Origin of the sequence: Hylemonella sp. W303a (assembly GCF_046452315.1) — a bacterium.
Lineage (GTDB): Bacteria > Pseudomonadota > Gammaproteobacteria > Burkholderiales > Burkholderiaceae_C > Hylemonella.
Window position 1 is genome coordinate 380,864 of the sequence record NZ_JBKFDG010000004.1, and the last position, 19,746, is coordinate 400,609.

At 65.7% G+C, this 19,746-nt stretch carries 20 protein-coding genes; 12 read left to right on the forward strand and 8 right to left on the reverse strand.

The annotated features are described in order from the left end of the window. Positions 1–44: 44 nt before the first annotated feature. A complete protein-coding gene (locus ACLBKS_RS10195) occupies positions 45–251 on the forward strand; it encodes a zinc-finger domain-containing protein (protein WP_410192690.1) in 207 nt (68 codons plus the stop codon). Between the two features lie 310 nt (positions 252–561). On the opposite strand, the gene ACLBKS_RS10200 is transcribed toward ACLBKS_RS10195, so the two are convergent. From ACLBKS_RS10200 to ACLBKS_RS10210, 3 genes are all read right to left on the reverse strand, one after another. After that, the gene (locus tag ACLBKS_RS10200) at positions 562–2,034 is read right to left on the reverse strand and encodes a sensor histidine kinase (protein ID WP_410192691.1); all 1,473 of its coding nucleotides are present in this window, start codon (positions 2,032–2,034) and stop codon (positions 562–564) included. Between the two features lie 22 nt (positions 2,035–2,056). Next, entirely contained in the window at positions 2,057–2,827 is a 771-nt protein-coding gene (locus ACLBKS_RS10205; RefSeq protein WP_410192692.1) for a response regulator transcription factor, read from the reverse strand. 63 nt (positions 2,828–2,890) lie between these two features. Beyond that, entirely contained in the window at positions 2,891–4,258 is a 1,368-nt protein-coding gene (locus ACLBKS_RS10210; protein ID WP_410192693.1) for an AmpG family muropeptide MFS transporter, read from the reverse strand. Positions 4,259–4,364: 106 nt separating this feature from the next. Here ACLBKS_RS10210 and ACLBKS_RS10215 point away from each other — a divergent pair, with 106 nt between their 5' ends. Continuing rightward, a complete protein-coding gene (locus ACLBKS_RS10215; protein ID WP_410192694.1) occupies positions 4,365–5,201 on the forward strand; it encodes a M48 family metallopeptidase in 837 nt (278 codons plus the stop codon). A gap of 129 nt (positions 5,202–5,330) precedes the next feature. On the opposite strand, the gene ACLBKS_RS10220 is transcribed toward ACLBKS_RS10215, so the two are convergent. After that, positions 5,331–5,969: an MBL fold metallo-hydrolase gene (locus tag ACLBKS_RS10220; RefSeq protein ID WP_410192695.1), complete on the reverse strand. Its 639-nt coding sequence runs from the start codon at positions 5,967–5,969 to the stop codon at positions 5,331–5,333. A gap of 200 nt (positions 5,970–6,169) precedes the next feature. Here ACLBKS_RS10220 and ACLBKS_RS10225 point away from each other — a divergent pair, with 200 nt between their 5' ends. After that, positions 6,170–7,495 carry a DUF3422 family protein gene (locus ACLBKS_RS10225; RefSeq protein WP_410192696.1) on the forward strand — a complete coding sequence of 442 codons (1,326 nt, stop codon included), beginning with the start codon at positions 6,170–6,172 and terminating at the stop codon, positions 7,493–7,495. 65 nt (positions 7,496–7,560) lie between these two features. Here ACLBKS_RS10225 and ACLBKS_RS10230 read toward each other — a convergent pair whose 3' ends face one another. Together ACLBKS_RS10230 and ACLBKS_RS10235 are read right to left on the reverse strand one after the other, a co-directional pair. Then, positions 7,561–8,469 (reverse strand): alpha/beta fold hydrolase, encoded by a 909-nt coding sequence (locus ACLBKS_RS10230; RefSeq protein ID WP_410192697.1) that lies wholly within the window; start codon positions 8,467–8,469, stop codon positions 7,561–7,563. Between the two features lie 80 nt (positions 8,470–8,549). Beyond that, positions 8,550–9,347 (reverse strand): exodeoxyribonuclease III, encoded by a 798-nt coding sequence (locus ACLBKS_RS10235; RefSeq protein ID WP_410192755.1) that lies wholly within the window; start codon positions 9,345–9,347, stop codon positions 8,550–8,552. Positions 9,348–9,360: 13 nt separating this feature from the next. Here ACLBKS_RS10235 and pyrE point away from each other — a divergent pair, with 13 nt between their 5' ends. From pyrE to ACLBKS_RS10280, 9 genes are all read left to right on the forward strand, one after another. Then, positions 9,361–10,056 (forward strand): orotate phosphoribosyltransferase, encoded by a 696-nt coding sequence (gene pyrE / locus ACLBKS_RS10240; RefSeq protein ID WP_410192698.1) that lies wholly within the window; start codon positions 9,361–9,363, stop codon positions 10,054–10,056. Between the two features lie 93 nt (positions 10,057–10,149). Beyond that, positions 10,150–11,343, forward strand: a complete 1,194-nt coding sequence (locus ACLBKS_RS10245; RefSeq protein WP_410192699.1) for a PAS domain S-box protein — start codon at positions 10,150–10,152, stop codon at positions 11,341–11,343. Next, positions 11,340–11,984 (forward strand): response regulator transcription factor, encoded by a 645-nt coding sequence (locus tag ACLBKS_RS10250; protein ID WP_410192700.1) that lies wholly within the window; start codon positions 11,340–11,342, stop codon positions 11,982–11,984. Before ACLBKS_RS10245 ends, ACLBKS_RS10250 begins: the two co-directional genes overlap by 4 nt. A 128-nt stretch (positions 11,985–12,112) precedes the next feature. Then, positions 12,113–13,546 (forward strand): CmpA/NrtA family ABC transporter substrate-binding protein, encoded by a 1,434-nt coding sequence (locus ACLBKS_RS10255; protein ID WP_410192701.1) that lies wholly within the window; start codon positions 12,113–12,115, stop codon positions 13,544–13,546. Positions 13,547–13,552: 6 nt separating this feature from the next. Next, positions 13,553–14,458: a nitrate ABC transporter permease gene (gene ntrB, locus ACLBKS_RS10260; protein ID WP_410192702.1), complete on the forward strand. Its 906-nt coding sequence runs from the start codon at positions 13,553–13,555 to the stop codon at positions 14,456–14,458. Positions 14,459–14,513: 55 nt separating this feature from the next. Continuing rightward, a complete protein-coding gene (locus ACLBKS_RS10265) occupies positions 14,514–15,308 on the forward strand; it encodes an ABC transporter ATP-binding protein (RefSeq protein WP_410192703.1) in 795 nt (264 codons plus the stop codon). Between the two features lie 40 nt (positions 15,309–15,348). Next, on the forward strand, positions 15,349–15,792 hold the full coding sequence (gene cynS / locus ACLBKS_RS10270) for a cyanase (protein WP_410192704.1): 444 nt from the start codon (positions 15,349–15,351) through the stop codon (positions 15,790–15,792). Positions 15,793–15,940: 148 nt separating this feature from the next. Further along, positions 15,941–16,663 (forward strand): methyl-accepting chemotaxis protein, encoded by a 723-nt coding sequence (locus ACLBKS_RS10275; RefSeq protein WP_410192705.1) that lies wholly within the window; start codon positions 15,941–15,943, stop codon positions 16,661–16,663. A gap of 25 nt (positions 16,664–16,688) precedes the next feature. After that, entirely contained in the window at positions 16,689–17,156 is a 468-nt protein-coding gene (locus ACLBKS_RS10280) for a DUF1348 family protein (protein ID WP_410192706.1), read from the forward strand. 79 nt (positions 17,157–17,235) lie between these two features. Here ACLBKS_RS10280 and dmeF read toward each other — a convergent pair whose 3' ends face one another. Together dmeF and gatB are read right to left on the reverse strand one after the other, a co-directional pair. Next, a complete protein-coding gene (gene dmeF / locus ACLBKS_RS10285; RefSeq protein WP_410192707.1) occupies positions 17,236–18,210 on the reverse strand; it encodes a CDF family Co(II)/Ni(II) efflux transporter DmeF in 975 nt (324 codons plus the stop codon). A gap of 44 nt (positions 18,211–18,254) precedes the next feature. Further along, positions 18,255–19,745, reverse strand: coding sequence for an Asp-tRNA(Asn)/Glu-tRNA(Gln) amidotransferase subunit GatB (gene gatB / locus ACLBKS_RS10290; RefSeq protein ID WP_410192708.1), 1,491 nt, complete (start codon positions 19,743–19,745; stop codon positions 18,255–18,257). Position 19,746: the final 1 nt, after the last annotated feature.

The window sequence follows — 19,746 nt, forward strand, 5'->3', positions numbered from 1 at the left end:
TCACCCCAAGCTGAGATCACGGACTAGACACAAGGTGAGACACCATGAGCAAGCCCATCGTTGAACTGCTGGCCAAGGACCTGAACGCCCACGGTGGCGTGTACTGCCCCAGCCCCAAGGCCGACATGAAGTTGTGGAACAGCCACCCCAAGGTCTACCTGGACGTGGCCCACACTGGCGAGGCCAAGTGCCCGTATTGCGGCACCGTCTACCGCCTGAAGGCGGGCGAGCACGTCGCAACCCATCACTGAGGCGCGCGCAGCGCCGCCTTGGCTTCGAAGGCCCCGCATCTTGTGTAGGGGCGAAAAAAAGCCGCTCTCACGAGCGGCTTGTAAAGTCCTCGGAAGGACGTCGTTGGGAGCGTCCATTGTCCAAGTCTTGGCACGGATGAACTATCCCCCCGATGGGGGAAACGGCGCCGATCCGGGTCTCGAATCGCACGATATGTCGGCATCTCGCGCGGAATGAATCCGTATGCTGATTAAGTGCACATAGTGTGCGGTGTGCGGTGTGCGGTGACGCCATTCGTGGGCCAACGCCGTGCGATGGCCCCAGGCCCGGTCACGTCGTCGATGGGGGGGCCTGCGGCGTGGCCCCTGGTTTCAGAGGCAGGCGCAACACAAAGCATGCGCCGGGCCCTGTGTCGGGGGCGCCGGTCTCGGCGTTTGAACCATGGCCGTTCTCGCCGTCCAAGGCACCCGTGGACAGGGGCGCGTCCTCGCAGTGCACGGTGCCGCCGTGGCGTTGGGCGATGGTGCGCACCAGGGCCAGCCCCAGGCCCACGCCGCCTTCGCGCTCAGACGCGCCCGGTAGCCGGAAGAAGGGCTCGAAGATTCTTTCGCGCAAGGCCTGCGGTACGCCGGGACCCTGATCGCAGACGCGCAGTTCAACCATCAGCGTGCGGCCTGGCGACCCGTGCGCACCCGCGCCAGCAGGGTCGGCTTCCGTTCCCGCTCCAGCTTCCATGTCCACGATCTTCAGCGTCAGGGTGACCCCGCCCGCGCCGTGGCGGCGTGCGTTCTCCAGCAGATTGCGCACGGCGCGCCGCAGCAAGCGGGGCTGGCCCACCACGTCGTCCAGCAAGCGCAGGCTGCGCGCATCGGACGGCGGTTCCAACTCGGCGTCCGTGCGCGCGCACTCTTCCGCAGCCAAGCCCAGCAGATCGATAGGCTCCAGCGGTCCCAAGGCATCGGGGCTGGCATCCAGGCGGCTGGCCAGCAGGATTTCGTCGATCAACTGGTCCAACTCGCGGATGTTGCGCGTGATCTCGTCGTAAGCGGCTGGATTGGGTTGCGCCTGTGAGGTGGCGCTGGCGGGTTTTTGCAGCAATTCCAGGCTCATGCGGATGCGCGCCAGCGGCGAACGCAACTCGTGCGAGGCATTGGCCAGCAAGGTCTTGTGTGCCACCAGTAAGGCCTGCACGCGCGACGCCGCCACGTTGAAGCGCTGGGCCAGGAAAGCCACCTCGTCCTCGCCGTCTTCCGGCAAGCGCCGCGCCAAGTCACCCTCGCCCCAGCGTTCCACGCCTTGTTGCAGGGTTTCAATGCGCTGCGTGAGTTGGCGCACGACCGGCCAGGCGCCCAGTGCCACGGCCGCGGCGATCAGCACCAGCAGCACGAAGAGGCCGGGCAGGCTGTACGGAGGCTCCCACCAGGCGGGCGGCGGTGGGCTGCGCATGTCTCCACGCGGAGGCGCCGGTAGCCAGATGTGCAGGATCTGACCGTCGCGCATCGGCACCTCGAAGTTCAACCCAGGGCCCAAGTTGGCGCCGTGCAGCGGTCGTGGCGGCGTGCGTGAAGGACGCAGGGTCAGGGCCCGGCCCAGCACTTCGCCCTCGGCGTTGCGCAGCACGATTTCTCGGCCAGGGCGCTGTGCGCGGTCGCTTTCGCGCGCGCGCTCGGCTTGCACACGTTCGATGTGCGTGATCCAAGCGAAGATCAGGGTCAGCACGCCAATGGCGCCCACCACGGCCAACCAGAGGCGCAGGTAGAGGCGATGGAATGGCGCGATCTTCATGGCCGACGGAGAAGGCATGCCCAGGCGCGCGCAAGCGCCCTCAATCTTGCTGGCGCGCGAAGACGTAGCCCACGCCGCGCACCGTGAGGATGCGCTTGGGCGTCTTGGGGTCGGCCTCGATGGCCGCGCGGATGCGGCCCATGTGCACGTCGATCGAGCGGTCGAAGGCTTCCAGCTCACGCCCGCGCACGGCTTCCATGATCTGTTCGCGCGTCAGCACCCGACCGGCGCGTTCGGCCAGCGTCACCAGCAGGTCGAATTGATAGGACGTGAGTTCGCACGGACGCCCTTGCACGGTCACCGTGCGGGCGTCGCGGTCGATCGTGAGCGAGCCAAAATGCAGGGGCGGGTGGCCGCTGCTGGTTCCTTCGTCCGTGTTCAAGGAGGTCGTGGATTGGGCATGTCGGCGCAGCAGGGCGCGCACGCGCGCCAGCAGCTCGCGCGGCTCGAAGGGTTTGGCCAGGTAGTCGTCGGCCCCGATTTCCAGACCGATCACCCGGTCCATGGGATCGCCCTTGGCCGTGAGCATCAGGATCGGCGTGTGCGCCGTGGTGCCAGGCAGACTGCGGATGCGTCGGCAGATGTCCAGTCCGTCCATGTCGGGCAGCATCAAGTCCAGGACGATGAGTTGCGGCGCGGTCTCCGGGCTCTGCGGAGAGGCGCCCAGCTTGGCCAGCCCCGCGGCGCCCGTGCCCGCGTGCTGCACCGCGAAGCCCGAGGGCGCCAGGTAGTCCCGCACCATCGCCGCCAGCCGGGCGTCGTCCTCGATCATCAGCAGGGGCGTGGGGCTCATGGCGGCGAGTGTATCCATCCCCGCCATGGTGCGGGCCAGCCATGAGTCAGGGTTGTCCTGGCCGTAAAGAAAGGTAAAGCGTCAGCCCTTGCGCGTCACTCGGGACGCCAACGCCACCAGCACCAGCACCGGCACCCCCAGCATGGCCGTGCTGGTGAAGAAGGTACCGTAACCCCAGGCGTCCACGAATTCGCCGGAGAAGCCTGCGACGAATTTGGGCGCGAGCGCGTACATGGAGCTGAACAATGCGTACTGGGTGGCTGAGTAGGTGACGTTGGTCAGTCCGGACAGGTAGGCGATGAAGGCGGCCGAGGCCAGGCCCGAGGCCAGGTTGTCCGCCGAGATGACGTAGATCAGCGCCGTCACATCATGCCCACGCGTGCTCAGCCACGCGAAGAGCAAGTTGGTCGCCGCGCTGAGCACGGCGCCCAGCATCAGCACGCGCATCACGCCCAGGCGCAAGGCCAAAGCGCCGCCGAGGAAGGAGCCGGCCAGGGTCATCAGCAAGCCGTAGACCTTGGTGACGGCGGCGACTTCGTCTTTGCTGTAGCCCATGTCCACGTAGAAGGGATTGGCCATGATGCCCATCACCACGTCACTGACGCGGTAGATGGCGATCAGCGCCAGGATGAGCACGGCCTGCCAGCGGTAACGGCGCAGGAAATCCAGGAAGGGCTCGACGATGGCATCGCGCAGCCAGGCCAGCGGGCCGGGGGCGGTGGGGGCCGTCGCCGAGGCACGCGAGACGGCGGGCGACAGCAGCACGGTCAGCATGCCGGGCAGCATGCTCGCTGCCATCACCAGATAGGCCGTGGTCCAGGCCGCGTTTTGATAGACCGGATTCGCGCCAGGCGCGGTGACCATTTCCGCCCGCGCCGCCAGCCAGAGCACACCAGCCCCGGCCCAGATCATGGCCAGCCGATAGCCGGCCTGGTAGGCGGCCGCCAGCGCAGCCTGGCGTTCGGTGCTGGCGGACTCGATGCGGTAGGCGTCCAAGGCGATGTCCTGCGTGGCCGAGGCGAAGGCCACCAGCACCGCGAATCCCGCGACCGCGTGCAGGCCCTGGCGCGGATCGGCCAGGGCCATGCCGATCAGGCCGCCCGCCACGCCCAATTGCGCCAGCAAGAGCCAGCCGCGGCGCTGGCCCAGCAAACGCGTCAGGCCCGGCAAGGGCAGGCGGTCCACCAGCGGCGACCATACCCATTTGAAGCCGTAGGCCAGGCCGATCCAGCTCAGGTAACCGATGGTGGCGCGGTCGATGCCGGCTTCGCGCAAGCGGAAACTCAGGGTGCCCAGCACCAGCAGCAAAGGCAGGCCGGCCGCGAAACCCAGGGCCAGCATGCGCAACGTGGCCGGCTCCAGGTAGATCCGCCAGGCCGCCAACCAGCTGGGTTTGTCGGAGGTGGTGGGCTCGCTGGATGTGGAGGGCTCGGAAATGGGCGTGGGCATGAGAGGAATGATACGTGGGGGCTGAGGCGTGAGCGGACACCGTGACGGCGCACCGAGGCTTGGGGTTTTTTCGTGGCCCTCGGCCTTGCGGCATCATTGGCGCACCATGAAACGAAGCCATTCCACCCTGACCTGCGTGTTGCTGTGCGCCGCAGCGTTTTCCGCGAGCCTGGGCCATGCCGAAGAGCAAAAGCTGGGCGTGGACGTGGGCAAGACGTCTGCGTTCACCAAACTGGCGCCCGCCGAGGACGTTGAGAAGATGGCGCTGACCCAGTACCAGCAGCAACTCGACGAGGCGCGCAAGAAAAACGCCCTGGCTCCCGACGATGACCCGCAGCTGCGTCGTTTGCGAGCCATCGCTGATCAGATCATTCCCCATGCCCTGAGCTGGAACCCGCGCGCCAAGAACTGGAAGTGGGAAATCAACTTGATCGTCAGCAAGCAGGTCAACGCCTATTGCATGCCGGGCGGCAAGATCGCCTTCTACACCGGCATCCTCGAGCAGCTCAAGCTCACCGACGACGAGGTCGCCATGGTCATGGGCCACGAGATCGCGCACGCCTTGCGCGAGCACGCCCGAGAACGCATGGGCAAGAGCCAAGTCACCAATGGCATCGCCCGGGTCGGCGGCGCGGTGGCATCCGCCTTGTGGGGGATCGACCCCAACCTGACGGAGTCCGTCGCGCGCGGTGGCGCCAACCTGCTGACCCTGAGCTTCAGTCGGGACGACGAGAGCGAGGCGGATCTGGTCGGCATGGAATTGGCCGCCCGCGCGGGTTACAACCCGAGTGCCGGCGTGACGCTGTGGCGCAAGATGAGCGCGGCCAGCAAGGGCGCGCCGCCGCAGTGGCTCTCCACCCACCCCTCGGGCAAGACGCGCATCAAGGAGATCGAGAAAAACCTCCCCCGCGTCGAACCCCTGTACGAGCAGGCGAAAAAGTAAGCCCCCCTGAGGCGCTACGCGCCTTCCCCCCTGAACGCCAACCTGCGGTGGCAGGGGGGACGCACTCAGCGGCTAAGGCTTTGCCAGCTCCGCGAGTGCCCTGGTTTGGGTCCCTTCAAGCAAACAAAGTCACGTCCCACCCACGAAGGGGTTGGTCTCACGTTCCTGGCCGAAGGTGCTTTCCGGTCCATGGCCGGGGATGAACACGGTGTCATCACCCAGGGGCCAGAGCCGTTCGGTGATGCTGCGGATCAGGTCGCCATGGTTGCCACGCGGGAAGTCCGTGCGGCCGATGGAGCCCGCGAACAGCACGTCGCCGACGAACGCGCGCTGAGCCTGGGGCGAATGAAAGACCACGTGGCCCGGCGTGTGACCGGGGCAGTGGCGCACGTTCAGTGTGCAGTGGCCAATCTGCACCGTGTCGCCATCGTGCAACCAGCGCGTGGGCACGAAGGGCTCGCCAGCGGGCATGCCGAAGCGGCGGCCTTGTTCGGCCAGGCCGTCGATCCAGAACTGGTCGTCCGGGTGCGGTCCGATGATGGGCAGGCTCAGCGCCCGGGCCAGCTCCGCCGCCGCGCCCGCATGGTCCAGGTGGGCGTGCGTGATCCAGATGGCCTTGAGCGTGACACCCGCTGCGCTGGCGGCGGCGGTGATGCGCGGCAAGTCACCGCCGGGGTCGATGACGGCGCCTTCCATCGTCTCGTCGCACCAAACGATGGAGCAGTTCTGCTGAAAGGCGGTCACGGGGACGGTCAAGTACTGGAGCATGGTGAGGCACTGGGGTTGAGGCAGCCGGGGCCCTCAGGCACGGCGTTGGTAGCGCGATGCTATCCAAAACCGCCCCGCGCCGAACTCAGGGCTGGCCCGGTCAGCGCAGCCCCGCGTTCGGCGGCTCCCCATGCCCGTGCTGACGCCCCACGGCCCGAATTTGTTCGAAGCCGTCGAGTGGAAGGGGCACAATGGCGCGCATGAGCGCCGCCTACTCCCGGCTCCTGCCATCGGACGATGACCTGCGTGCCGCGCTGCACAACGAGGTGCATGCACGACCGTCCGCACGCATTCGCTTGCCCGCGCTGGTCATCTACGTGGCCGTCCTCAACGCAGGCGTGAGCCGCGAGCAGGAATGCGCGCACCTGCGTCTGCTGCCGGGTCAGCAGGGGCTGGCGCTCGAAGCCTTGCACGCCAACTTCCTGCGCCTGCGTTTCGAGGGCTACACCGTCAAGTGGGAACGCCACACCGAGTACACGCGGTATTCCCTGGTGCAGCCCTTGCCCGGGCACGCCGCTCTGGGCGCGGTCGAGCCCGATTTGTCCTCCGGCCTGGTGCTGCCGCCGAATTGGCTGCGTGATATCCCCGGGCGCGTCTTCGCCGCCATCGAGTTGGCCATGGTGCACGGGGATCTGAGCACTCCCGAAACCACCATGGCGCAAGCGCGCCGTTGGATGGGTGAGCGAGTGGTGGTGGCTTCGGTCATGGGTAACCAGGGACACTCCTGGGCCGTGACCGATTTCCATCTGCGCGAGACGGGCTTCGAGCGCTTCCTGGTGATCGCGCCGCCGGCCACGAGCGAAACCCGCGCCGGACGGATTTCGCAACGGCTGCTGGAACTGGAAACCTACCGCCTGATGGCTTTGCGGGGTCTGCCCGTGGCCAAGGACCTGGGCGCCATGCTGGGCGAGGCCGAGGCCGCGCTGGCGGGCATCACCGCCCGGCTGGAAAACAAATCCGCCTCGGAGCAAGAACTGCTCGACACCCTGATCGGCTTGGCCGCGCGCATCGAACGCGCCATGGCCGAACACGACTACCGCTTCGCGGCCACGCGGGCCTACTCGGCCATCGTCGACCAGCGCCTCGAAGAACTGCGCGAGCAGCCCGTGCCCGGCACCCAGACCGTGGGCGAATTCTTGCAGCGTCGCTTGTCCCCAGCGATGGCGACCGTGACGGCCACCGCGCAGCGGCTGTCGTCCTTGTCCGCGCGGGTGGCTCGCGCCAGCGCTTTGTTGCGCACGCGGGTGGACATCGCGACCGAAGCGCAGAACCAGCAACTGCTGGAGAAACTCACCCGCGGTCAGGAACTGCAGCTGCGCCTGCAAACCACGGTGGAGGGGCTGTCCATCGCGGCCATTTCTTATTACGTGGTCAGCTTGGGGGTCTACGGCGTCAAGGCGCTCAAGGCAGCGGGCTTGCCGGTGAACGTGGAAATCGCCACGGGTGCGCTGATCCCGCTGGTGATCTGGGGCGTGTGGCGCGTCACGCGACGTATCCACCAGAAGTTGAAGGCGGGCGGTGCATAGTCTGCATGCCTGCCAGCAGGCGCTGGGGTTCGGCCACCGGGACCAGGTTCGATCACCGACAGGGCCTAAGTCGCGAGTAAGCGCTGCAACGATTGAATGACCCGACGGGGTTGTTCGTGCACGATCCAATGCGTGGCCTCGGGCACCCGTTCCAGCGTGAGCTGGGGGATATAGTCCTCCAGGCCTTCGATGAGTTCCGCTGGCAGAGCCGTGTCACCCAGGCCCCAGAGCACCAAGGTCGGCACGGCGATGGTCAACATCTCGCGTGGAAGTTCGATCTGGCTGGCCGCCGCGTCGTCCGGCCTGGGCGGTCGCAGGGGCGAGGCCCGGTAGTAATTGAGCCCCCCGGTGAGCCCCTGGTCCCAGACAGCGCGGTAGCGCTCTTTCAAGTCATCGGTCAGCCAGCCGTGGCCATCCGCGCCCGCGCCCATGTTCAGGAAAAAATCCCAGAGGCGGCGGTAGTCGTCTTCAGCCAGCAACGTTTCGGCGTCGGGCCGGATCAGGAAGTTCATGTAGGCGCTGGCGGCTTGCTGCTTCGGGTTGGTTTTCAGCTCGCGCAGAAAGGTGCCCGGGTGTGGTGAGTTGACGATGGCCAGGCGGTGCATCAACGCAGGTTGCTGGTTGGCCAGGTTCCAGGCCACGGCGCCACCCCAGTCGTGGGCAACCAGGCAGGCGAGCGGCTGCCTGGGCGATTCGATGGCGATCAGGGCCGCGATGTCCTGCACCAGATGCTTGGCGCGGTAGGCCGAGGGATCGGGCGGCGCGCTCGACATTTCGTAGCCGCGCAGATTGGGGGCGACGCAGCGGTAGCCGCCGTTTTCTGGCCGGGCGAAGTGTTCGAGCAGTTCGTCCCAGACGAAGGCCGCTTCGGGAAAACCGTGCAGAAAGAGCAGCACCGGTCGACCAGGGGAGCCTGAGGCTCGGCAACTCAGGCGGATGCCGTGGGGCAGGGCTTGTTGCCAGGTCTCGATCATGGGCGCTCTCCGCAGGATGGTCTCGCGGAGATGCTAGTCCCCGACTTCAGTGCGCACAGTCCCGGAGTAGACAGATCGACTCAGAGAGTGAATTCGTAATCCACCCGCAGCGGCGCGTGGTCGCTGAACTTCTCCGCCTTGTAGACGCCTGTCTGACGCGCCAGTGCCGCGAGCGCAGGCGTGGCCAGGTGGTAGTCGATGCGCCAGCCCACGTTCTTGGCATAAGCCTGCCCGCGGTTGCTCCACCAGGTGTAGGCGGTGTCGATGGCCTCGGGCTCCAGCGTGCGGTAGACGTCGACCAGGCCGCCCTGGGCTGGGTCCAGCAGCTTGGTCATCCAAGCGCGTTCCTCGGGCAGGAAGCCGCTGTTCTTGAGGTTGCCCTTCCAGTTCTTCAGGTCCATTTCCTTGTGCGCGATGTTCACGTCGCCGCAGAGGATGAACTCGCGCTGGCCGCGCAGCGACTGCAGGTGCGCCCACATTTCGTCCAGGAAGCGGTACTTGGCTTGCTGGCGGTCTTCCCCGGAGGACCCACTGGGGAAGTAACAGCTGATCAGCGAGAGCTTGCGCTGCGGCGTGTCGTAGCGCAGCTCCACCCAACGGCCCTCGGCGTCGAACTCGGACGAGCCGTAGCCGATGCGCACGTCGCTGGGCACGTGCCGGGTGTAGACCGCCACACCCGAGTAGCCCTTCTTCTCGGCGAAATGGAAATGGCCTTGCAGACCGGCGAGTTGTTCGAACTTGCCCGCCACGTCGGGCGCCTGGGCCTTGACTTCCTGCACGCAAATACAATCCGGGCGCGTCGTTTCAAGCCAGGCTTCCAGCCCTTTGCTGGTGGCGGAACGGATGCCGTTGAGGTTGAGACTGACCAGATTGAACAAGGACTTTGTAGCCATGGCGGGTGAAGAAAAGAAGGAAGCGTTGGCCCAGGAATTCGTGGCCTTCGCGGTGGAATGCGGCGTGCTGCGCTTTGGCGAATTCAAGACCAAGGCGGGGCGGCTGTCGCCCTACTTCTTCAACGCGGGCCTGTTCGACGACGGGGCCAAGCTGGGCCGGCTGGCGGAATTCTATGCGGGTGCGCTGCTGGCCGAGATGCGGGATTCCGGCCTGGAATTCGACATGATCTTTGGCCCCGCGTACAAGGGCATCCCCCTGGGCGCGGCGGTGGCGGTGGAGCTGGCCCGGCGCGGCCACAACAAGCCTTTCGCCTACAACCGCAAGGAAGCCAAGGACCACGGCGAAGGCGGCTCCCTGGTCGGCGCGCCGCTCAAGGGCCGGGTGCTGATCGTGGACGACGTGATGTCCGCAGGCACGGCGGTGCGTGAATCGATCGCCTTGATCGAGGCCGCGGGCGCCCAGGCCCATGCGGTGGTGATCGCGCTGGACCGCCAGGAGATGGCCACCGAGAACGGCGCCGACGTGCCCTACAGCGCGGTGCAGTACGTGCGCGATCGCCTGGGTATGCAGGTGGCCACGATTGCCCGCCTGGAAGACCTGTTGCGTTACTTGGAGCGCCAGGGCAGCGGGGCCTCCGGCGCGGACCACGCGCGCGTGCTGGCCTACCGCCAGCGTTACGGCGTCGCCCAGTAGCGGCTGCGGGCGGTCCAGCGCGGGGGCAAGAGTGAACGAGCGGCATGGCGCTTGCTTGCTGCTTGCTTGCTATTAGGGCCTGCCCACGCCGCCATGTCCTCCCCGCTTGAAACCCCTGCGCTGCACGAAGGCCAGTCCCTGGCCCATCCGCTGTGGCGCGACCGCCTGGCCTTGCTGCTGGAATCGACCGGCGAGGGCATGTTCGGCGTCAATCTCGCCGGGCGCTGCATCTTCATCAACGCGGCAGGCGCGCGCATGCTGGGTTACGAACCGGTCGAGGTGATCGGCCGCAACATGCACGAGCTGATCCACCACACGCACAACGACGGCCGGCCTTATCTCGAAAGCGACTGCCCGATCTTCAACGCCTTCCGTGGTGGTCAGTCCTGCCGCATCGACAACGAGGTGCTCTGGCGGCGCGACGGCACGAGCTTCCCGGCCGAATACACCTCGCACCCCGTGGTCGACAACGGCATGGTGCTGGGTGCGATGGCCACCATCGTCGACATCACGCCGCGCAAGCAGGCGGCCGACGCCTTGCGCCGCGCCAAGGAGGAGTTGGAGCTGCGCGTCGACGAGCGCACGCGCGAGCTGTCCGACGCGCTGTCGCAGATGCGCAAGCTCTCGGCGTGGCTGGACTCGGCGCGCGAGGACGAGCGCACCCGCATCGCCCGGGAAGTGCATGACGAACTGGGCAGCTTGCTGGTCGCGCTCAAGATGGACGTGAACTGGCTGGCCAAGCGCCTGGGTGAAACGCCCCCGTCCGACGAGGCCGACGCGCTGCGTGAACGCCTGCGTTGCAAGTGCCACAACATGGGCCGACTGATCGAGAACGCGGTGGAGAACGTCGGCCGCATCATCACCGACCTGCGCCCGAGCATCCTGGACCACCAGGGCCTGTGGGCCGCGCTGGAATGGCAGGCCCAGGAATTCGTGCAGTCGGCCGAGCTGGAACTGAACTGGCACATGGAGGTGCAAGCCGGTGTGGAGCTGCCCGAGCCCGCCGCCATGGCGGTGTTCCGCATCTTTCAGGAGATGCTGAGCAATGTGGGTCGGCACGCGCAAGCCAGCTCGGTCACCATCCGCATCGAGGCCGATGCGCGCCAGTTGCACCTGAGCGTGCGCGACGATGGACGCGGCGCGGCCGCCGAGGCCTTCGAGGCGGCCACGGCTTATGGGGTGATGGGCATGCGCGAGCGTGCGCGGCATTTCGGCGGGCAGGTGGCCATCCATAGCCAGCCGGGCCGAGGCACGGCGTTTGCCCTGCTGATGCCCGTGACACCATGAGCGAGCTTCTACGCATCCTGATCGGCGACGACCACCGCATCGTGCGCGAAGGTCTGAAGCAAATCCTGTCCGACGATCCCGGCCTGCAAGTGGTGGCCGAGGCCGCGACCGGCCCAGACGTGCTGGAGCAGGTGCGGGCCCTGCAGGGGCGCCTGGACTTGGTGCTGCTGGACATCGCCCTGCCGGGGCGTGACGGGCTCGACGTGCTGCAGCAGCTGCGCATCGCGCATCCGCGCCTGCCCGTCCTCATGCTCAGCACCTACCCGGAGCGCCAGTACGCCGCGCGCTGTATCAAGCTGGGCGCCGCAGGGTACCTGAATAAAAGCGCCGATCCGGATGTCATGCTGGCCGCCGTGCGCAAGGCGGTGGCGGGTGGGGTCTTCGTCACGCCCGCAGCCGCCGAGGCCTTGGCGGGTGCCGTGGCGGGGCGCGGCGGCGCCGAAGCGCTGTCCCACCGCGAGCACCAGGTGTTTCGCCTGCTCATCCAGGGGCACAGCGTGAGCGAGATTGGTGCGCAACTCGGCCTCGCGCCCAACACCGTCAGCACCTACCGGGCGCGCATCCTGGAGAAGACGGGCACCAAGAACGATGTGGAACTGGCGCTCTACGCCGAGCGCGACACCACCTCACGAAATTTGTAGGGCCAGCCCTACAAGGCCGCGATGAATCTGCGGCGACTTTGTGACTCCGCGTCGCAAATCGCCAGCAGGCCAGCACGACTGGCGCACGACTTGCGTAAGGACAGCATCTTTGTTGAAAGAGGTCCGCCATGTCCAGACTGCCTGCCACGTCCGTCCCGTCGGTCTCGTCCGACACCGGCTCCCAGACCTATGCACCGTACGACGCCGATCAGCCCTTGATGCTGCGCTGTTCCTGTGGTCAGGACCACGCGCCTACCGATCACGGCAAAGCGATGGCAGCCGCGCAAACCGCGTCGCTCGCGACCGAGGCCGAAGCCTTGTCGCGCGACTTCGTTGAGGCCAGTCTGATCAAGGCGATCTTTCCGCAGGACAGCGTGCGCCGCCGTTTCCTGAAAGCCGTGGGCGCCAACACCGCGCGCGCGGCCATCGCCTCGGTGTTGCCCGTGACGGCCCTGCAAGCCATGGCGCAGGACAAGGGTGCGCTCGAGAAGAAGGACCTCAAGATCGGTTTCATCCCGATCACCTGCGCCACCCCGCTCATCATGGCCCACCCGATGGGCTTTTACAGCCAGCAGGGCCTGAACGTCGAAGTGGTCAAGACGGCAGGCTGGGCGTTGATCCGCGACAAGATGCTCAACAAGGAGTACGACGCCACGCATTTCCTGAGTCCCATGCCGCTGGCCATGAGCCTGGGCCTGGGCTCGAACGCCGCGCCCATGCAGGTGGCGACCATCCAGAACACCAATGGCCAGGCCATCACCCTGGCGCTCAAGCACAAGGACAAGCGCGACCCGAAGGACTGGAAGGGCTTCAAGTTCGCTGTGCCGTTCGATTACTCCATGCACAACTTTCTGCTGCGCTATTACGTGGCGGAGCATGGTTTGAACCCGGACACCGACATCCAGATCCGCGTCGTGCCGCCGCCCGAGATGGTGGCCAATCTGCGCGCGGGCAACATCGATGGTTACCTGGGTCCCGATCCCTTCAACCAGCGCGCGGTCTACGAGGAAATCGGTTTCATCCACCTGCTGACCAAGGAGCTGTGGGACGGCCACCCTTGCTGCGCCTTCGGCACCAGCGCGGAATTCATCCAGCAGAACCCCAACACCTTCGCGGCCCTGTACCGCGCGGTGCTGACCTCGGCGGCCATGGCCCGCAAGGCCGAGAACCGCGAGCTGATCGCCAAGACCATCGCGTCCGCCCAGTACCTGAACCAACCGGAGATCGTGCTGCAGCAGGTGTTGACCGGCAAGTTCGCCGATGGTCTGGGCAAGGTGCAGAACGTGCCCAACCGCGCGGACTTCGATCCCATGCCCTGGCAGAGCATGGCGGTGTGGATGCTCACGCAAATGCAGCGCTGGGGTTACCTGCAAGGTGACGTCAACTACAAGCAGATCGCCGAGAAGGTCTTCCTCCTCACTGACGCCAAGAAGCAGATGGCCGCCCTGGGCCAGTCCGCACCCGAAGGTAGCTACCCCAAGTTCAAGATCATGGGGCGCGAGTTCGACCCGGCCAAGGCCGCCGACTATGCCAAGAGCTTCAAGATTCGCAAGGCGGCCTGAATTCGCATGAGCAATATCTGGCGCACATACAAAGGACGTTCGTTGGGACTGCGCGCGGCCTTGGTGTCCTTGCTTCTGTTCCTGCTGCTGCTTGCGGTCTGGCACCTGGCCACGCTGCCGGCCGTCAGCGGGGCCGGGGCTGCGGTGACCTTGACCGCCGAGGAGATCGAATACCTCAAGATGATGGGCAAAGACCCGGGTGCCGCGGCGGGGGGTGATGGCTCCAAGCAAGGCGGCTTTCCCGCGCCGGCCGACTTCGGGCGCACGGTGTGGAAGCACCTGAGCAACCCTTTCTACGACAACGGCCCGAACGACAAGGGCATCGCGATCCAGCTCGGGCATTCCTTGGCGCGCGTGGGGCTGGGCTTTGTGCTCGCCTGCCTGGTCGCGGTGCCGCTGGGCTTCGCGATCGGCATGTCGCCCCTGCTGCGCCGCGCGCTCGACCCTTACATCCAGGTGCTCAAGCCCATCAGCCCCTTGGCCTGGATGCCCTTGGCGCTCTACACCATCAAGGATTCGTCCGCGAGCGGCATCTTCGTCATCTTCATCTGCTCGGTCTGGCCCATGCTGATCAACACGGCCTTCGGTGTGGCGGCGGTCCGGCGAGATTGGCTCAACGTGGCCGCCACGCTGGAAGTCAGCCCCCTGCGCAAGGCGTTTCTGGTCATCTTGCCTGCCGCCGCGCCCACCATCGTCACGGGCATGCGCATCAGCATGGGCATCGCGTGGCTGGTCATCGTGGCGGCCGAGATGCTGGTCGGTGGTACCGGCATCGGTTATTTCGTCTGGAACGAATGGAACAACCTCTCGCTGTCCAACGTGATCTTTGCGATCACCCTCATCGGTGTCGTGGGCATGCTGCTCGACCTGCTGTTCGGCCGCTTGCAGAAAGCAGTGAGCTATGTGGAGTGACGCTCGCAATGCCATTCACCCTGAGACGAACAAGCACGTTGAGGAGCCGGTGGGCGTGAAGACTTTTCTGAAAATCGAGGGGCTGGCCAAGGCCTATGTGCCCGAGCGGCCGGTGTTCGCCGACGTGTCCTTCACCTTGGACAAGGGCGAGTTCGTCTGCATCATTGGCCATTCGGGCTGCGGCAAGACCACCATCCTCAATGTGCTGGCGGGGCTGGACCAAGCCAGTGCCGGGCACGTGTTCATGGACGGTCGTGAAGTCTTGGGGCCCAGCCTGGAGCGGGGCGTGGTCTTCCAGGGGCATGCGCTGATGCCTTGGCTCAGCGTGCGGCAGAACATCGCCTTTGCCGTGCGTTCGCGCTGGCCTGACATGAAGGCGGTCGAGCTGCGCAGCCATGTGGAGCGTTATGTCGCGATGGTCGGCCTGAGTCACGCCATCGATCGCAAGCCCAGCGAACTGTCGGGCGGCATGAAGCAGCGCGTGGGCATCGCGCGGGCTTTCTCGATCGCGCCCAAGATGCTGCTCCTGGACGAGCCCTTCGGCGCGCTGGACGCGCTGACCCGTGGTGCCATCCAGGACGAGCTGATGGCCATCGTGCGCCAGACGCAGCAGACCGTGTTCATGATCACCCACGACGTGGACGAAGCCATCTTGCTGGCCGACCGCGTTCTGCTGATGCGCAACGGCGGCGAGCACGAAGGCCGCTACCAAGCCGGTGGGATCGCCGAGGTGGTGGTCAACCCCTTGCCGCGAGACCGCCAACGCGCTGGCCTGCACCACCTCGACGGCTACTACGCCTTGCGCAACCACATTGTCGATTTCCTCGTCTCGCGCGCGCACGCCCATTGAGGGCACACAGCACGCATTCCCCCAAACCCAGGAGCATTCCATGAACCGCAACGACGTTACCGAAAAAATCATCACCACCAAGGTGTCCAAGGGCCTCAAATGGGAGGACGTGGCCGCCAAGGTGGGCCTCAGCAAGGAATGGGTCACCGCCGGTTGCCTGGGCCAGATGACCTTCGACGCCGCGCAGGCCAAGACCCTCGGCGCCGTCTTTGGCCTGAACGAGGAAGAGCAGAAATGGCTGCAGGTCGTGCCCTACAAGGGCTCGCTCACGACGGCCGTGCCGACCGATCCGCTGATCTACCGCTGGTACGAGATCGTCAGCGTCTACGGCACCACGATCAAGGAACTGATCCACGAGGAATTCGGCGACGGCATCATGAGCGCCATCGACTTCAAGATGGACATCACGCGCGAGGCCGATCCCAAGGGGGATCGCGTCAACGTGGTGCTCTCGGGTAAGTTCCTGCCCTACAAGACTTACTGATTTTCGATCGCCTCGATCATTTCGCGCGCTACGGCCGGTTTGACCGACCCTGGGCTCCCAGCCGCCGCTGCGCTCCACGCGGTCGGGCGTGCGGCGTGGCGGGTGTGCAGGCTCGGGGCCGTGGACGGACCACGGCACTGCGTCATCCATGAACACGACTACTTTTCCCGTCGCGACCACGCGCACGGTTTCCAAGCCCCGCGCCCTGACGCCCGCGCACACCTCGGAAGGACCCGCGCACATCCAGGGGCTCTCCCTGGTCAACCTGTCCGCGCGGCAGCGCATGCTCTCGCAGCGCATGATTTTGCAAACCCTGCTGGCGTCACGCGGCGACGCGCGCAAGCTGGAAGACGCGCAGCGCAGTTTGCGCGTCTTCACCGAAAGCCAGCAGCATTTGCAGGACACGGTGCAGACGCTGGACCCGCCCTCCGCAGAAAAGATCGCCAACACCTACCACGGTCCAAAGGGCGTCGGCCCAGTGATCGCTGCCTTCATGCAGCTCATGCAGCGCACCTTGGAGCAGATCGAGCGCAAGTCGTCTGGCGTGGAAGACTCGATGCTGGAACTGGTGGGGCTGATCGACCGCGTATTGGAGGTGCTCAACATCGCGACCACGGCCTTCGACGAAGTGACGAAGGCCAAGTCCGATACCATGATGACGGAGCTTGTCGGCATCGTGGGCGACATCCAGAGCGTTGCCAAGGAAGCCAAGGTGGTGAGCTTCAATGCCCAGATCATGGCGGCGCGCGCGGGGCAGCATGGCCGTGAATTCGCGGTGGTCGCCAACGTGTTGTCGGACATCACCGGAGAAATCGACCGCCTGACGCGCCAGGCGGTCACGCTCGCGGACCGCAGCAAGCGCGCGACTTGAGTTGCAACCCCTGAGGAGCTTTGCCATGGACCCGAAACCGCCCCTGCCCCCGTTCACGCCCGAGACCGCCGCGCAGAAAGTGCGCATGGCCGAAGACGCCTGGAACTCACGCGACCCCGATCGCGTGGTGCTGGTCTACACCGAGGACACGCGTTGGCGCAACCGCGCCGAGTTTCCCGTCGGGCGCGATCAGGTGCGCGCCTTCCTTCAGCGCAAATGGGCGCGTGAGCTGGACTATCGCTTGATCAAGGAGCTCTGGGCCGTCAGCGAGCACCGCATCGCCGTGCGCTTCGCCTACGAGTGGCACGACGACTCTGGGCAGTGGTACCGCTCCTACGGCAACGAGAACTGGGAGTTCAACCCGCTGGGCTACATGCAGCGGCGCTTTGCCAGCATCAACGATTTGCCCATCAAGGCCGAGGAGCGCAAGTTCCACTGGCCCTTGGGGCGGCGGCCGGACGACCATCCCGGTTTGAGCGATCTGGGCTTGTAAGTTCTTCTGGCAAACCCTTCGATCTTCTCGCGACGCAGATCAATCTACGTGCCCGCCGCATGCAGGTGGGCACGTGCGTTCAGGCGCAGAGGTTGATTTCCACGGTGACGTGCGCGATTTCCTCGTGGATCGCCAGCGCGGTCTTCACACGTTCCGGCGTCAGAGTCCGGTCGTGCGTGACCAGGGCCAGCGCCACGGCGTAGGCGTCCTTGCCCACCCGCCAGACATGCAGGTCGCTCAGCTGGGTTTCGCCTTCCTTGAACCCGCAGGTGATGGCCTCCCGGATTTCGGCGACGACGCCATGGTCCATCTCGCAGTCCAGCAGCACTCTGCCCGTGTCCGCGATCAGCCTGCGCGCCCAGATCACGATCAAGCCTGCGCCCACGATGCCCATGACCGGGTCCAGCCACACCCAGCCCTGCATCTGACCGCCGATCAGCGCCACGATCGCCAGCACCGAGGTGGCCGCATCGGCCACCACATGCAGGTAGGCGGACTTCAGATTGAGGTCGTGGTGGTGCGGGTGCGTTCCGTCGTGGGCGTGATGGTGGTGCCCATGGGCGTGCCCGCCGTGATCGTGGTGTGCGTGGTGCGCGTGACCGGCGCGGTGCAGTATCCAGGCGCACACGAGGTTGACCAGCAGGCCGATCACGGCGATCGGGATGGCTTCCTGGTACAGGATGGGCCGGGGTGACACCAGGCGGTCGATGGAGCCCACCACCATCAGGGCCGCCACACAGACCAGCAGCAGCGCGCTGGTGTAACCCGCCAGCACCTCGATCTTCCAGGTGCCGAAGGCAAAGCGGCGGTCCGTGGCGTAGCGCCGCGCCGCGGCATAGGCCAGGGCACTCAAACCCAGCGCTAGGGCGTGGGAGCTCATGTGCCAGCCGTCCGCCAGCAGGGCCATGGAATTGGACCACCAGCCCGCGACGATCTCCACGGCCATCATGGTCAGGGTGATCCACATCACCGCCTGGGTACCGCGCTCCGCCGAGGCGTTGTCCGCGCGGAACACATGCGCGTGCTGCCATTTCGAAAGGTCGTGGGTGTGCATGGTCTGCTCCTTGGCGCGAGGCGGATCGGAAGGCCTGCCGTGACTTACTCAGCCAGCTTTTTCTTCAGCAGGTCGTTGACCTGCTGCGGGTTCGCCTTGCCCTTGCTGGCCTTCATGGCCTGGCCGACCAGGGCGTTGAAGGCCTTGTCCTTGCCCGCCTTGTACTGGGCCACGTTGTCGGGGTTGGCGGCGATCACCTCGTCGATGATTTTCTCCAGCGCGCCGCTGTCGTTCATTTGCGCTAGACCGCGCTCTTTGATCAGGGTATCTACCGCATCTGCTGCGCCGAGATTTCCATCCCAAATAGCCGGAATGATTTCGTCCTTGGCAATCTTTCCAGAGATAGTGCCGTCCGCAATTCTGCGAACCAAAGACACCACATGCCACGCTGTGACAGGACTGTGGCGAATGTCAGGCAGTTCGGCTTTGTTGATTCGGGCTGAAATTTCACCAGTGATCCAGTTGCAAATGGTCTTTGCATGCCGTGTGCCGCCAGCACCCTCAGCAGCAATCACCTCGCGCATCGCTACGTTGAAATACTCGGCTGTGTGTGTGTAGCTGGTTAGAAGCGCTGCGTCATACTCCGGCAGACCATAGTCCGCCACGAAACGCGCGGCCATGGCGCGCGGCAGCTCGGGCATCTGCGCCTTCACACGTTCGATCCATTCCTGCGCAATCACCAGCGGCGGCAGGTCCGGGTCCGGGAAGTAGCGGTAATCGGCCGCGTCTTCCTTGGTGCGCATGGCGCGGGTCTCGCCGGTGTCAGGGTCGAACAGCACGGTGGCCTGCTGGATGGCATGGCCGTCCTCGATTTGCTCGATCTGCCAGCGGATCTCGTAGTCGATGGCCTGCTGCATGAACTTGAAGCTGTTCAGGTTCTTGATCTCGCGGCGTGTGCCCAGTGGTGCGCCGGGCTTGCGCACCGACACGTTGGCGTCGCAGCGGAAGCTGCCCTCCTGCATATTGCCATCGCAGATGCCGATCCAGGTCACGATCTTGTGCAGCTCCTTGGCGTAGGCCACGGCCTCCTCGCTGCTGCGGATGTCGGGTTCGGTCACGATCTCCAGCAGTGGCGTGCCCGCGCGGTTGAGGTCGATGCCGCTCTGGCCGATGAAGTCTTCGTGCAGGGACTTGCCCGCGTCTTCTTCCAGGTGGGCGCGCACCAGGCGCACCGTTTTCTTCTCGTCGCCCAGGTAGAAGGACACCTCGCCACCCTGCACCACCGGGATTTCGAACTGGCTGATCTGGTAGCCCTTGGGCAGGTCGGGGTAGAAGTAGTTCTTGCGCGCGAAGATGCTGCGCGGCGCCACGTGCGAGCCCAGGGCCAGGCCGAGCTGGATGGCGCGTTCGACCGCGCCCCGGTTCATTACCGGCAGGGTGCCGGGCAAGGCCAGGTCCACCGCGCTGGCTTGCGTGTTGGGCTCGGCGCCGAAGGCCGTGGGGGCGCGGCTGAAAATCTTGCTCTCGGTCGAAAGCTGGGCGTGCGTTTCGAAGCCGATGACGACTTCGTAGCCTTGGATCAACTTGCTGCTCATG

Bases quoted from the DNA above. Each gene is read 5' to 3' on its own strand.
- ACLBKS_RS10195 (WP_410192690.1), top strand. From the start codon at position 45: ATGAGCAAGCCCATCGTTGAACTGCTGGCCAAGGACCTGAACGCCCAC.
- ACLBKS_RS10200 (WP_410192691.1), bottom strand. From the start codon at position 2,034: ATGCCTTCTCCGTCGGCCATGAAGATCGCGCCATTCCATCGCCTCTAC.
- ACLBKS_RS10205 (WP_410192692.1), bottom strand. From the start codon at position 2,827: ATGGATACACTCGCCGCCATGAGCCCCACGCCCCTGCTGATGATCGAG.
- ACLBKS_RS10210 (WP_410192693.1), bottom strand. From the start codon at position 4,258: ATGCCCACGCCCATTTCCGAGCCCTCCACATCCAGCGAGCCCACCACC.
- ACLBKS_RS10215 (WP_410192694.1), top strand. From the start codon at position 4,365: ATGAAACGAAGCCATTCCACCCTGACCTGCGTGTTGCTGTGCGCCGCA.
- ACLBKS_RS10220 (WP_410192695.1), bottom strand. From the start codon at position 5,969: ATGCTCCAGTACTTGACCGTCCCCGTGACCGCCTTTCAGCAGAACTGC.
- ACLBKS_RS10225 (WP_410192696.1), top strand. From the start codon at position 6,170: ATGAGCGCCGCCTACTCCCGGCTCCTGCCATCGGACGATGACCTGCGT.
- ACLBKS_RS10230 (WP_410192697.1), bottom strand. From the start codon at position 8,469: ATGATCGAGACCTGGCAACAAGCCCTGCCCCACGGCATCCGCCTGAGT.
- pyrE (WP_410192698.1), top strand. From the start codon at position 9,361: ATGGCGGGTGAAGAAAAGAAGGAAGCGTTGGCCCAGGAATTCGTGGCC.
- ACLBKS_RS10245 (WP_410192699.1), top strand. From the start codon at position 10,150: ATGTCCTCCCCGCTTGAAACCCCTGCGCTGCACGAAGGCCAGTCCCTG.
- ACLBKS_RS10250 (WP_410192700.1), top strand. From the start codon at position 11,340: ATGAGCGAGCTTCTACGCATCCTGATCGGCGACGACCACCGCATCGTG.
- ACLBKS_RS10255 (WP_410192701.1), top strand. From the start codon at position 12,113: ATGTCCAGACTGCCTGCCACGTCCGTCCCGTCGGTCTCGTCCGACACC.
- ntrB (WP_410192702.1), top strand. From the start codon at position 13,553: ATGAGCAATATCTGGCGCACATACAAAGGACGTTCGTTGGGACTGCGC.
- cynS (WP_410192704.1), top strand. From the start codon at position 15,349: ATGAACCGCAACGACGTTACCGAAAAAATCATCACCACCAAGGTGTCC.
- ACLBKS_RS10275 (WP_410192705.1), top strand. From the start codon at position 15,941: ATGAACACGACTACTTTTCCCGTCGCGACCACGCGCACGGTTTCCAAG.
- ACLBKS_RS10280 (WP_410192706.1), top strand. From the start codon at position 16,689: ATGGACCCGAAACCGCCCCTGCCCCCGTTCACGCCCGAGACCGCCGCG.
- dmeF (WP_410192707.1), bottom strand. From the start codon at position 18,210: ATGCACACCCACGACCTTTCGAAATGGCAGCACGCGCATGTGTTCCGC.
- gatB (WP_410192708.1), bottom strand. From the start codon at position 19,745: ATGAGCAGCAAGTTGATCCAAGGCTACGAAGTCGTCATCGGCTTCGAA.